The 13,320-nt window shown below is 39.3% G+C and carries 10 protein-coding genes and 1 riboswitch; of the genes, 8 read left to right on the top strand and 2 right to left on the bottom strand.

Going from position 1 to position 13,320, the window contains the following annotated elements; genetic code table 11:
- The first annotated feature begins 171 nt into the window (after positions 1-171).
- Together era and der are read left to right on the top strand one after the other, a co-directional pair.
- On the top strand, positions 172-1,050 hold the full coding sequence (era, locus tag AC1DDK_RS22095; RefSeq protein ID WP_048903657.1) for a GTPase Era: 879 nt from the start codon (positions 172-174) through the stop codon (positions 1,048-1,050).
- Positions 1,051-1,097: 47 nt separating this feature from the next.
- On the top strand, positions 1,098-2,399 hold the full coding sequence (gene der, locus AC1DDK_RS22090) for a ribosome biogenesis GTPase Der (protein WP_068887998.1): 1,302 nt from the start codon (positions 1,098-1,100) through the stop codon (positions 2,397-2,399).
- A gap of 2 nt (positions 2,400-2,401) precedes the next feature.
- On the opposite strand, the gene AC1DDK_RS22085 is transcribed toward der, so the two are convergent.
- The gene (locus AC1DDK_RS22085; RefSeq protein WP_172661911.1) at positions 2,402-3,979 is read right to left on the bottom strand and encodes a S41 family peptidase; all 1,578 of its coding nucleotides are present in this window, start codon (positions 3,977-3,979) and stop codon (positions 2,402-2,404) included.
- 184 nt (positions 3,980-4,163) lie between these two features.
- On the opposite strand from AC1DDK_RS22085, the gene murQ reads away from it, so the two are divergent.
- From murQ to AC1DDK_RS22055, 6 genes are all read left to right on the top strand, one after another.
- Entirely contained in the window at positions 4,164-4,970 is an 807-nt protein-coding gene (gene murQ, locus AC1DDK_RS22080) for an N-acetylmuramic acid 6-phosphate etherase (RefSeq protein WP_172661912.1), read from the top strand.
- Positions 4,971-4,976: 6 nt separating this feature from the next.
- The gene (locus tag AC1DDK_RS22075) at positions 4,977-5,546 is read left to right on the top strand and encodes a hypothetical protein (RefSeq protein WP_172661913.1); all 570 of its coding nucleotides are present in this window, start codon (positions 4,977-4,979) and stop codon (positions 5,544-5,546) included.
- A gap of 48 nt (positions 5,547-5,594) precedes the next feature.
- Positions 5,595-6,347 (top strand): Bax inhibitor-1/YccA family protein, encoded by a 753-nt coding sequence (locus AC1DDK_RS22070; protein ID WP_172661914.1) that lies wholly within the window; start codon positions 5,595-5,597, stop codon positions 6,345-6,347.
- A 265-nt stretch (positions 6,348-6,612) separates the two neighbouring features.
- Positions 6,613-6,722: riboswitch (SAM riboswitch) on the top strand.
- 117 nt (positions 6,723-6,839) lie between these two features.
- Complete coding sequence (gene metH / locus AC1DDK_RS22065; RefSeq protein ID WP_477634059.1) at positions 6,840-10,499, top strand: methionine synthase; 3,660 nt, start codon at positions 6,840-6,842, stop codon at positions 10,497-10,499.
- A 23-nt stretch (positions 10,500-10,522) separates the two neighbouring features.
- On the top strand, positions 10,523-11,476 hold the full coding sequence (gene metF / locus AC1DDK_RS22060; RefSeq protein ID WP_172661916.1) for a methylenetetrahydrofolate reductase [NAD(P)H]: 954 nt from the start codon (positions 10,523-10,525) through the stop codon (positions 11,474-11,476).
- A 103-nt stretch (positions 11,477-11,579) separates the two neighbouring features.
- The gene (locus AC1DDK_RS22055) at positions 11,580-12,014 is read left to right on the top strand and encodes an META domain-containing protein (RefSeq protein ID WP_172661917.1); all 435 of its coding nucleotides are present in this window, start codon (positions 11,580-11,582) and stop codon (positions 12,012-12,014) included.
- On the opposite strand, the gene thrC is transcribed toward AC1DDK_RS22055, so the two are convergent.
- Entirely contained in the window at positions 12,001-13,311 is a 1,311-nt protein-coding gene (gene thrC, locus AC1DDK_RS22050; RefSeq protein ID WP_172661918.1) for a threonine synthase, read from the bottom strand. The two genes, AC1DDK_RS22055 and thrC, sit on opposite strands and share 14 nt — an antisense overlap.
- Between the last annotated feature and the right edge of the window lie 9 nt (positions 13,312-13,320).

Raw genomic sequence — 13,320 nt, 5'->3', positions numbered from 1 at the left:
GACTCGAACTGATGACCTTCGGGTTATGAGCCCGACGAGCTACCAACTGCTCCACCCCGCACTATATACAATTTGGTAGTTTTTGCTAAATCCTTAACTCTTCTTCCRAATTGGAATGCAAAGATATAATTCGTTTCTTTGCGGTGCAAATTTATTTCAAAAAATATTTTTATGTCGCATAAAGCAGGTTTTGTAAGTATCATAGGTAAGCCCAATGTGGGTAAATCTACCTTAATGAATGCCCTGGTGGGCGAAAAACTTTCGATCATCACTCCGAAAGCCCAAACAACCCGCCACCGTATTTTAGGAATTGTTAATGAAGAAGATTATCAAATAGTTTTTTCTGACACGCCGGGCATCATAAAACCTCGATATGGTCTGCAGGATTCTATGATGAGTTCCGTAAAAGGAGCACTAACTGATGCAGATCTAATCCTGTTTGTTACCGACATTAACGAGCAGCACGACGAGAATGATGTATTAGAGAAAATCATCAATACTACTATTCCAATGATTGTGTTAATCAACAAGATCGACAATGCAACCCAGGAACAGGTAGAAGAAAAGTCAGCATACTGGCAGGAAAAATTAAATCCAAAGCACATATATGCCATCTCAGCACTTCATCAATACAACCTGGAAGGCATCCTTACCATGATATTAGATCATTTACCGGAACATGCGCCGTTTTATGATAAAGAAGACCTTACAGATCGTAACCAAAGATTCTTTGTATCTGAGATCATCAGAGAAAAGATCTTTAACAACTATCAAAAAGAAATACCCTACAGTACGGAAGTAGTTATTACTGCCTTTAAAGAAGAAGAAAATATCACCAAAATCAGTGCTGAAATTATAGTAGAACGCGATTCTCAAAAAAACATACTGATAGGCAAAGGAGGTGCAAGTCTTAAAAAGGTAGGAACTGAAGCACGTAAGGATATTGAGAAATTTTTGGATCAGAAAGTATTTCTTGAAACCTTTGTAAAAGTAATTCCAGACTGGCGCAGTAAAAAGAACTACTTAAAAAGTTTCGGGTACGAAAATTAAGCTTACCTTTGCAACCCCTTAATAATTAATACAATTCACAACACAATATGAGCAATATTATCGCAATCGTCGGAAGACCAAACGTAGGCAAATCTACCCTCTTTAACCGCTTAACAGAAAGTCGTAAAGCCATTGTCGATGATTTTAGCGGCGTAACCCGCGACCGTCACTACGGTTCAGCTGAATGGACTGACAAACAATTCACTGTAATTGATACTGGTGGTTACGTAGCAAACTCTGAAGATGTTTTTGAAGCAGCTATCCGCGAGCAAGTGGTTATCGCTATTGAAGAAGCAAGTGTATTATTGTTTATGGTTGACGTAACCACAGGCATTACAGATCTTGACGACGAAATAGCGCAATTACTTAGAAGAAGTAAAAAACCTGTATTTACAGTAGTAAACAAGGTTGATAATACACAACTACAAAACGAAGCTGCGGTGTTTTACGGATTTGGCCTTGGCGAAATCTACCCTATCTCGTCTATGACAGGATCAGGAACAGGTGATCTTCTTGATGATGTGATCAAAAACTTTGAAGATCTTCCTGAAGAAGAAAACACGCTTCCTAAAATCACAATCGTAGGTAGACCAAACGTTGGTAAATCTTCTTTAATCAATGCACTGATTGGTAAAGACAGAAACATTGTTACTCCAATTGCAGGTACAACCAGAGACTCTATACACATTCATTATAATCAGTTTGGACATGAATTCATGTTTATCGATACTGCCGGTTTACGTAAAAAAACCAAGGTAAAAGAGAACATTGAGTTTTATTCTGTAATGCGTACAATTAAAGCCTTAGAAGAAGCCGATGTGGTGATCTTAATGGTTGATGCAACCGAAGGTTTAGAATCGCAGGACGTGAATATTTTCCACCTTGCAGAGAAAAACAAGAAAGGTATCGTAATTCTTGTAAACAAATGGGACTTAATAGAGAAAGACAATAAAACTGTAAAAGCATTCGAAGAGCAGATTCGTCAGAAATTGCAGCCTTTTACTGATGTGCCAATTGTATTTACTTCAGTAGTAACTAAACAACGTATTTTCCAGGCTATTGAAACCGCTTTAGAAGTACATAAAAACAGAGGCAAGAAAATCCCAACATCTAAATTAAACGATGTAATGTTGCCGATCATAGAAAACTATCCGCCACCTGCATTAAAAGGAAAGTACATCAAAATAAAATACATCACACAGATCAATGGAACATCACCAATGTTTGCTTTCTTCTGTAACTTACCTCAATACATTAAAGAACCTTATAAAAGGTTTATCGAGAATAAGCTTCGTGAACATTTTGATTTTAGCGGAGTACCAATCCAGATTTATTTCAGACAGAAATAAGCTTACTGCAAGCTATTTAACGCCTGTTTTACCATAGCATCACTTAGGTTAAGCGCTTTATAATAACCCGCATCACCTAAGTGATACTTACATAAAAGCACCTTCATATCATTTAGGATCAGTGGTTTTGCCGAAGCCAGCTGTTTCTGATCAACAACAACATTACGATTCTGAATATACTTTAGCAGGTCACGATAGTCTGCTTCACTGACATTAAAAGTAGCCAGATTCTGCTCAATAAATGGTGCAGAGTATCTGCTGGCTAAAACATCATAAACAAAATCAAACAATATCTTTTTAGACGCCAGCATAGTATAACATTTGTTATAACCCATAGTATCCATTTTTACATAAATATCTGGCTGGATACCACCTCCTACTAGTCTGCCCTTTATACTATCCTTTTTAACAATTTTTTTCGAAGCAGTAAGCTCTCCATCATTAAAACGATTCTCTATCTCATCCTGATAAGCTTTATAGCCATCTTTATACGATTTCTGAATACTTCTGCCAGATGGAGTATAATAACGTGCAATTGTTAAATTCAATGCAGATCCATCTACAAAAGGAAATTGCTCCTGAACAAGTCCTTTACCAAAAGAACGGCGACCGATAATAAGCCCCCTGTTTAGATCTTGTACCGCGCCCGCCAGAATTTCGCTGGCCGATGCCGTGTTTTCATTAATAAGCACCACTAGTTTACCATCTTCAAACTCACCTCCACCTGTGGCCACATAATCTGTGCGCGGCTCATGTTTTCCTTCGGTATAAACAATTAATTTATTCTCCTCAAGAATTTGATTAGCCAGCCCCGTTGCCGCCGTTAAATAGCCTCCCCCGTTGTCCCGAAGATCAAGTACCAGCTTTTTCATCCCTTCAGATTTAAGCGACTTTATAGATTCCACAAAATCACGATCAGTATCTGACCCAAATTTACTGATCCTCACATAACCAACTTCGCTGTTAAGCATATACGACGCATCGATACTACTCACCAGTACCCTATCGCGTTTTACCGTAAAAACAGTTGCCAGGCTACTGCCAGGATGCACAATAGTTAATTTTACTGCAGTACCCTTTTTTCCCTTGATCTTACCAATCATCTGTTCTCTTGGCAAAGCCTTGCCACTAACAAAAATGGTATCTATTTTAATAATTCTGTCGCCCTGTTTTATTCCGGCCAAAAATGCCGGGCCATCCTTAATTACATTTGTAACCAGCAGGGTGTCATTTAAAATGTAATATTCAATGCCTATGCCCTCAAAGTTTCCATTTAATGATTCAGCAAATTCATTCGCTTTTTCTGGTGGAAGATATATGCTATGAGGATCAAGTTTATGCAATAAACTATCAATAGGCAGGTTATTTAAGCTATCGGCATTAACCTCGTCTACATAGTTTTTATTAATGATATGAAGAATTTCATCAACCTTTTGCGCATTATTATCCGCTATATATGTTGTCTTTTGGAAGGTATATCCCTGGTCTTTCAGAAACTTATACCCAAAAAACATCCCACCTATTAAAGTAACTGAATAAGTGAGGGCAATTAAGAGATTATAACGGGTATTCTTTTTCATGGCTAAAGGCACCGTAAAGGTACAAAATTAGACTGTTATATAATCAATTAACCGCTTTGATTTTTATTTGTTTAGTATTTTTTCTATTACTTTATAATTGAGAAGAAATCCTTATTTTGAATTGATTTCCCCTATTATTTCTGGTTTAACAAGAAAATCACGAATTTTAACAAAAATTAATCTAATGATAAGAGTAACCGAGCAAGAATCAACGTATAACGATATTGATAAAATGTCAGTACTTGAAATTCTAAAGGGCATAAATGATGAAGACAAAACAGTTCCCTATGCTGTGGAAAAAGTAATTCCTCAGATAGAGAAACTGGCTTCTGCTGTTGCCGAGCGAATGATAAACGGGGGAAGGTTATTTTACATCGGTGCAGGCACAAGTGGCCGACTGGGTGTTGTTGATGCCTCAGAGTGCCCTCCTACCTTTGGTGTTCCGTTTGATTGGGTTGTTGGAATTATTGCCGGCGGAGACACTGCCATACGAAGAGCAGTTGAAAATGCTGAAGATGATGACCAGCAAGCATGGATAGATCTGCAGGAATTTAAAATTGATGCCAACGACTGTTTAATTGGTCTTGCCGCATCTGGAACCACGCCATACGTTATCGGCGGACTAAACACTGCCCGTAAAAATGGCATTTTAACGGGTTGTATTGTATGCAACGAAGGGGGGCCGATAGCTGCTGAAAGTGATTTCCCTGTAGAGGTAGTAGTTGGTCCTGAATTTTTAACAGGTTCTACCAGAATGAAGTCTGGAACTGCACAAAAACTGGTTCTAAACATGCTTAGTACTACGGTAATGATAAAACTAGGCAGGGTAAAAGGCAACAAGATGGTAGACATGCAGCTAACCAATCATAAACTGGTAGACAGAGGTACACAAATGGTAATGGACGAACTGAATATAGATTATGAACATGCTGCTGATCTGCTTATCCGTTATGGAAGTGTCCGCAAAGCGGTTGAATCTACTCATAAATAACCCGACATGCACGAAATAGAGCCTTACTATCTATGGCGTGATGACTATATCGCGGCAGAAGATGAGCGTTCTCCGTTCTACAACACTGAGTACTCGGAATTTTATTTCGACAAGCAGCTGTACAATTTTCTGTTACATCCCCAATGGGATGATTTCGGATCAAGTACAATGTATCTTAAAGTACTGTATGTTGACTACGATAGAAATTATGCAGTCATAGAGCTTATTGGAGAGTGGAACGATGCCATCGGCAACGACATTATGCTTCTGAAACGTGAAATCATTGAACTGATGATTGACGAAGGCATAAATAAATTCATACTGATAGGCGAAAACGTACTGAACTTCCATTCTTCTGAAGATAGTTATTATGAAGAATGGTTTCAGGAAGTTGAAGATGGGTGGATTACAGGCATCAATTTCCAGGAACATGTAATCAATGAATTCCGTAACAGCAATATAGATTATTACATCAATTTTGGTGGCGAACTTGACGATATGGCATGGAGAACCTTAAAACCCCTTCAGTTTTTCAAGAAAGTTGAAGAAATCCTGACAAAAAGGCTAGGGGCATAGCTTTTGTTAGAATGAAACAATTCGTATCTTTAAATAAATTTAAAACACATGAATAATAACAATAATAATGATTGGGCACAACAGTCCGTTTTTGTAGAAGACTTAACTGGTAAAGTTGCCAAGAAATTCTTCGCGAATGTTTTTTTATGGATGTTTATAGCTCTTGGTTTATCAACATTAGCTGCTTTGCTTATTTCAACTTCTCCTGCAGCTTTAAGTCAATTAATTAATTTTGAAACAGGACAAAGAACAATACTAGGTTATATCGCAATGTTTGCGCCTCTTGGTCTGGTAATTTTAATGGGAACAGGATTTAACCGCCTGTCTTATGGTGCTTTATTAGGCGTATTTGTTCTATTTTCGGTTCTATTAGGTGTTAGTTTAAGTTTTATATTACTTATCTATACCGCTGGTTCAATTGTAGCATGTTTTGCTGCCGCAGCGGGTATATTTGGAATAATGGCAGTTTTAGGTTACACCACAGATGTAGATTTAAGCAAATTTGGCCCAATATTAATGGTAGGTGTAGTAGGCTTATTCATTGCCGGTATCATTAACATGTTTATTGGAAGTGATCGTTTTAGCTACATAATGAGCTTCTTTGGAGTAGCAATCTTTACAGCTCTAACAGCATACGATGTTCAGAAACTGAAACGTATTGGTGCGGGTATTGAAGAAAATGGGGATCAAATGGCGGCAACTGACGCTAAGAAACTGGCAATTATGGGCGCTTTATCTCTTTACCTTGACTTTATAAACATCTTCTTATATCTACTAAGAATCTTCGGAAGCAGAAAATAACAACCTGTTTCTTAAAAATATTAAAGGCGGGTGGAGCATGAACTATGATCCCACCCGCCTTTTCGTTGTCAACATATTTATCTCTCATAGGCAGATTGCCATCTCTATAATTTAAACACATTTTAAGCTTTCAAATTCAGCTGTACACTGTGATGTTTTCAAAACAATGTTTCGAAGTTCTGAGTTAATTGTCTCCTCTATACAATTTTATATGCTTTAACGGCCGAAATTTTGGAAATGATTTTTCTTTGTTGCACCTTTGTAATGCTTATAGAGAAAGACGGAGGGATTAGACCCTGCGAAGTCTTAGCAACCTGTGCTTACAAGGTGCTACATTCTACTGGAGCCAAACAATTGGTTCCCGAAAGATAAGTTAAAGTCGACACCTAAACCGGACTTTTCGAATAAGCTTTGTATGTAATGAGTTCGGCACTTGTTTAGGCACAGCCTCTATCAACTTTAGCTTATTACCTACTCATATTACTATTAAAAATGGACATTAGAGCAGAGTTAGAAAAACGTATCCTGATCATTGATGGTGCGATGGGCACTATGATACAACGTTACGTCCTTTCTGAAGAAGATTTCAGGGGCGAGCGGTTCAAAGATCACCCGTGTGATGTAAAAGGTAATAACGACTTACTAAACATTACCCGTCCAGATATCATTAAGGCAATTCATACCGAATATTTAAAGGCCGGTACAGATATMATTGAGACCAATACCTTTAGTACCCAACGTATTTCACTGGCCGATTACCAGATGGAAGAGCTTGATTATGAGATGAGCTTTGAAGGGGCTAAAATAGCCAAAGAGGCAGTTAATGAATTTATGGCGGCTAATCCCGACAGAAAATGTTTTGTTGCCGGTGCCGTAGGCCCGACTAACAGAACACTATCTATTTCTCCGGATGTAAACGATCCAGGGTTCAGGGCACTCACTTTCGATGAATTAGTTGATGCTTATTACGAACAAATACGCGGACTGGTTGATGGCGGTTCAGACCTGCTTTTAATTGAAACCATTTTTGACACCTTAAATGCCAAGGCCGCCATATTTGCCATCAAAAAATATGAGAATGTAATTGGCCGTAAAATAGAGATTATGATCTCCGGAACCATTACTGATGCTTCCGGCAGAACTTTATCAGGCCAAACTGCCGAGGCTTTCTTAAATTCCGTAATACACGCCAATCCATTAAGTATAGGCTTCAACTGCGCCTTGGGGGCAAAAGACATGAGGCCGCACATAGAAGAACTTTCGGCTAAGGCAGGCTGCTATGTTTCTGCCTATCCTAATGCGGGTTTGCCAAATGAATTTGGTGCTTACGATGAAATGCCTCATGAAACTGCTCATCTGGTAGAAGATTTTATTCAGCACGGTTTTGTAAATATTGTAGGTGGTTGTTGCGGAACTACACCTGAGCATATCGGCTGCATAGCCGAAAAAGCAAAAAATGTAGCACCGCGTAAAATACCTCAGATAGAACCTTATCTGCGTTTAAGCGGATTGGAACCGGTTACCATAACTCCAGAGAGTATTTTTGTAAACATTGGTGAGCGTACAAACATTACCGGTTCTCCAAAATTCTCTAAGCTCATTTTAGGTGGAGATTTTGAAGCGGCACTTGCCGTTGCCCGTCAGCAGGTTGAGGGTGGTGCACAGGTTATCGATGTGAATATGGATGAGGGGATGATTGATTCGGAAGCCTCTATGACCAAATTCCTTAACCTGATTGCGTCTGAACCTGATATTTCCAAGTTGCCTATCATGGTCGATTCGTCTAAATGGACGGTTATAGAAGCCGGGTTAAAATGCTTGCAGGGAAAAGGAATTGTAAACTCCATCTCTCTTAAAGAAGGCGAAGACAAATTCCGTGAAAGTGCGCGCAAAATCATGACCTACGGTGCTGCCATAGTAGTAATGGCATTTGATGAGCAGGGACAGGCCGATAATTTTGAAAGAAGAAAAGAGATCTGTAAAAGATCATATGATATTTTAGTTGATGAAATTGGCTTTCCGCCTCAGGACATCATCTTTGACCCGAACATCCTTACCGTTGCAACCGGATTAGAAGAACATAACAACTATGCGGTAGATTTTATAAATGCTACCCGCTGGATCAAAGAAAACCTGCCCCATGCAAAAGTAAGTGGTGGTGTTTCGAACATCTCCTTCTCGTTTAGAGGTAATAATACCGTTAGGGAAGCGATGCACTCTGCATTTTTATACCACGCCATCAAAGCTGGTTTAGATATGGGGATTGTAAATGCCGGAATGCTAGAGGTTTATCAGGAAATTCCGCCAGAGCTTTTAGTACTTGTAGAGGATGTATTGTTAAACCGAAGAGACGATGCTACAGAGCGGTTGGTTGAATTTGCAGACACCATCAAATCTAAAGGAAAAGAGATTGTCAGGGATGAGGAATGGCGTAAAACCAGTGTAGAAGAAAGACTTTCTCATTCGTTAGTTAAGGGAATTATAGAATACCTTGATGCTGATGTTGAAGAAGCACGTCAGAAATACGCGAGACCCATTCAGGTAATTGAAGGTCCATTAATGGACGGGATGAACATTGTGGGTGACCTTTTTGGGGCCGGTAAAATGTTCCTGCCGCAGGTTGTAAAATCTGCTCGTGTAATGAAAAAGGCCGTGGCTTATCTGTTGCCATTTATTGAGCAGGAAAAGCTGGATAACCCGGATCAGGATCAGAATTCATCGGCCGGAAGGGTATTAATGGCTACTGTAAAAGGTGATGTTCATGATATCGGAAAGAACATTGTAGGTGTAGTTTTAGCTTGTAATAACTTCGAAATTGTGGATATGGGCGTAATKGTTCCTGCACAGGAAATCATTAAAAAAGCCAAAGAAATAAATGCTGATATTATTGGCTTAAGTGGTTTAATTACCCCTTCGCTTGATGAAATGGTACACTTCGCCAAAGAAATGGAGCGCGAAGGCTTTACCATTCCTTTAATTATTGGTGGTGCTACTACCTCCAGGATTCATGCTGCGGTTAAGGTTGCGCCTAACTACTCGGGGCCAGCCATCCATGTGCTTGATGCTTCGAGAAGTGTAACGGTTTGTAGTACTTTAATGAACAAAGATACCCGCGATGAGTACATCCAGGGTATTCGCGAGGAATATGATAAAGCACGTGAGGCGCACTTAAATAAGCGCTCTGATAAACGTTTTAAAACAATTGAAGAAGCCAGAAAGGATAACTTTAAGATAGATACCGCATTGGTTGCTCCTGCTCCTTCTTTTACAGGAACCAGGGTATTTGAAAATTACCCTCTTGAAGAGCTTGTGCCTTATATAGACTGGACTCCTTTTTTCCAAACCTGGGAACTGCGTGGTAGTTACCCGCGTATCCTTGAGGATAAAGTTGTTGGTGATGAGGCTAAAAAACTTTTTAATGACGCCAAAGCATTGTTAAAAAAGATTGTTGACGAGAAATTACTTACTGCAAAAGCGGTAATAGGTTTCTGGCCTGCATATGCAAAAGGCGATGATATTGTGCTTGATGTGGAAGGTAAAGAGGTGGTGATCCATACTTTACGTCAACAAGCTGAAAAAGTTGCCGGACAACCATATTATGCGCTCTCGGATTTTATTGCACAACAGGAAACTGGTGTGCCTGATTATTTTGGCGGTTTCGCACTTACTACAGGTATTGGTTGTGATGAAATGGTAGCTGAATTTGAGGCTAACTATGACGACTACAACAGTATTATGGCTAAGGCATTGGCCGATAGGCTTGCTGAGGCTTTTGCTGAGAAAATGCATGAGCTTGTCCGTAAGGATTACTGGGGTTATGCAAAGGATGAAAATCTGGACAATGAGGCACTGATTAAAGAGGAATACGCAGGTATTCGTCCGGCACCGGGTTACCCTGCTTGTCCGGAGCATACCGAAAAAGGCACTTTGTTCGAATTGCTCGATGCCGAGAACAGAATTGGCTTGCATTTAACTGAAAGCTATGCGATGCACCCTACCGCAGCGGTAAGCGGTTTCTACTTTGCCCATCCGCAATCAAGATATTTTGGACTTGGTAAAATAACCAAAGACCAGATTGATGATTATGCAATCAGAAAAGACATGCCTGTAGAAGAAGTAGAAAGATGGCTAAGTCCTAATCTTGCCTATTAAATTAACCAAACAAACTGACCAAAATKAAAATTGTAGATCATATTAATAATGCCAAGGGTAAAACCTTGTTCTCTTTTGAATTATTACCGCCAGTTAAAGGCAAAAGCATAGACGAAATTTATAAAGCGATAGATCCGTTAATGGAGTTTAACCCTCCTTTTATAGATGTGACCTATCACCGTGAAGATTATATTTATAAACAACACAGTAACGGCCTGTTAGAAAAAGTTTCTTATCGCAAAAGACCCGGTACAGTAGCCATTTGTGCTGCTATTATGAACAGGTACAAAGTAGATGCAGTACCTCACCTGATTTGCGGCGGTTTTACGAAAGAAGAAACCGAGAATGCTTTAATAGACCTTCAGTTTCTGGGTATCGACAATGTGTTGGTACTAAGAGGAGATGCGCGCCATGCGGATTCTTCTTTTATTCCTACCCCGGGTGGACATGCCTTTGCAACCGATTTGCTGCAACAGGTAACTGACATGAACAGCGGAAGGTACCTGCACGAAGATCATTCTGCATTTAAAACAGATTTTTGCATCGGTGTTGCCGGTTATCCAGAAAAACATTTCGAAGCGCCTAATTTGAAGACTGACTTTAAGTATCTGAAACAAAAAGTGGATATGGGTGCAGAGTTCATTGTAACGCAAATGTTTTTTGACAACACCAAATACGTGAATTTTGTGCAGCAATGCAGAGAGAATGGGATCAATGTGCCCATCATTCCGGGCTTAAAGCCGATTACTTCATCTAAGCAGTTAATCAGTTTACCAAAGGTATTTCACATTGATCTTCCGGAGGAACTAACTGAAGCAGTTCAGGCGTGTAAGGATGAGAAGCAAGTGAAAGAGGTGGGCATAGAATGGATGATACAACAATGTAAAGAGCTAGTCCAGGTTGGCGCACCTGTATTGCATTTCTATACAATGAGTAATCCTGAGCCAACCAAAAAGATTGCTCAGGCAATATTTTAAGAAAAAATACAATCAAAACGATCGGTATCCTGAATTTTTCAGGATACCGATCGTTTTTAAAATAGTCTTTGTACCTTTAGGCTAACAAACTAATTTTACCGCTATGAAAAAACTGATGCTACTTATACTTGTCATTGCAAGTGCCTTTACAGCCTGTACTACTATAAAGTCTGGAACAATAGGAAATGGTGGGCTATCTCAATTGAGCGGAACTTGGGAACTTAACTATATTTCGGGTCCAAGAATAGCATTTAATGGCTTATACCCGGGTAAAAAACCTACGATCACATTCGAAGTGGCAGATAAAAAATTCAGTGGCAATACCAGCTGCAATTCTTACTCAGGAGCACTTGTTGCCGATGATACTTCCATCAACTTTACAGCGCCTTTTGCAATGACAAGAATGGCTTGTCCGGGCGAAGGAGAATCTACATTTGTACAAATGTTAAAGAAAGTAGGTAGTTATTCAGTAACCAGCGATACCACCCTTAACTTTATGATGGGCGATATCGCTATTATGCGTTTTAGTAAAAAGTAGTTAAATACTTTTTAAACGACTCGTAATCTGTATTCATCTTTTGTGCTTTTTTTGGCTTGGCCAAAAGATCTTTTACCTGATCCGGGAACTCAATATTTGCTTTGATTGTTTCCGGGAAAACATCAGGGAATTTACAGGCATGCGCTGTAGAAAGGAAAATGCCGGTATAATTATCGTCAGGATGTTCTGCTCTATATTTTTGTAATGCAAGCCATGCTATTGCAGTATGCGGACAGGTGATATAATTGAACTGTTCATATATTGCATTTATTCCGCTTAATGTTTCCTCATCGGTAAAGCGATAGCTTTGCAAAATCTGTTGTAATGCTTCCTTGTCGTTTTTAAACAGGTCCATTATCCTTACCCAATTACTTGGTGCACCTACATCCATTGCATTAGAATAGGTTTGTACAGATGGCTTGGTTTCGTAGACACCTGTTTCTAAGAATCTCGGAACAGTATCATTTACATTGGTTGCTGCTATAAATTGCTTTATCGGCAATCCCATTTTATAAGCCAAAAGGCCTGCTGCAATGTTACCAAAGTTTCCACTTGGAACAGAAAATACTACTTCCTCCTTACCTTGTCTCTTTAACTGGGCATAAGCATTGAAATAGTAAAATGTTTGCGGGATTAGTCTGGAAATATTGATAGAATTTGCCGAGGTCAACCTTAACCTTGCATTTAACTCTTCATCTGCAAAAGCTTGTTTAACCAGGGCCTGGCAATCGTCAAAAGTTCCATCAATCTCTACTGCATGGATATTCTGCCCGTTTGTACAAAGCTGCAGCTCCTGAATTTCGCTTACTTTTCCTTTAGGATAAAGGATAGTTACCCTGGTATGGGGAACACCTAAAAAGCCTAAGGCCACAGCCCCGCCGGTATCGCCAGATGTAGCAACAAGCACATCCAGGGTTTTCTCATTATCCTTTAAGAAATAAGCCATAATGCGGCTCATAAATCTGGCGCCAAAATCTTTGAAAGCCAGTGATGGGCCGTGGAATAATTCCAGTACTGCAGTGTTTTCGTCAAGTGACACTACCGGAGCTTCAAAATTGATAGCATCATCAATAATGGCTTGAAGATCTTCTAAAGGTATAGCATCTTTAAGTAATACCGCAGCTACTTTAAAGGCAATTTGGGATAAAGTGAACTGATCTATATGATCAATAAATTCTTTATCCAATTCCGGAATGTGAACCGGCATATATAAGCCTTTATCCAAAGGCATACTGTTAAAAACAGCAGTGGCAAAATCTACTTTTAAACTTTGGTTGTTGGTACTGTATAGTTTCATTTTGTTTGG

It is taken from the genome of Pedobacter sp. 05T44, assembly GCF_056395985.1.
This window is presented reverse-complemented; position numbering and strand designations above follow the sequence as displayed.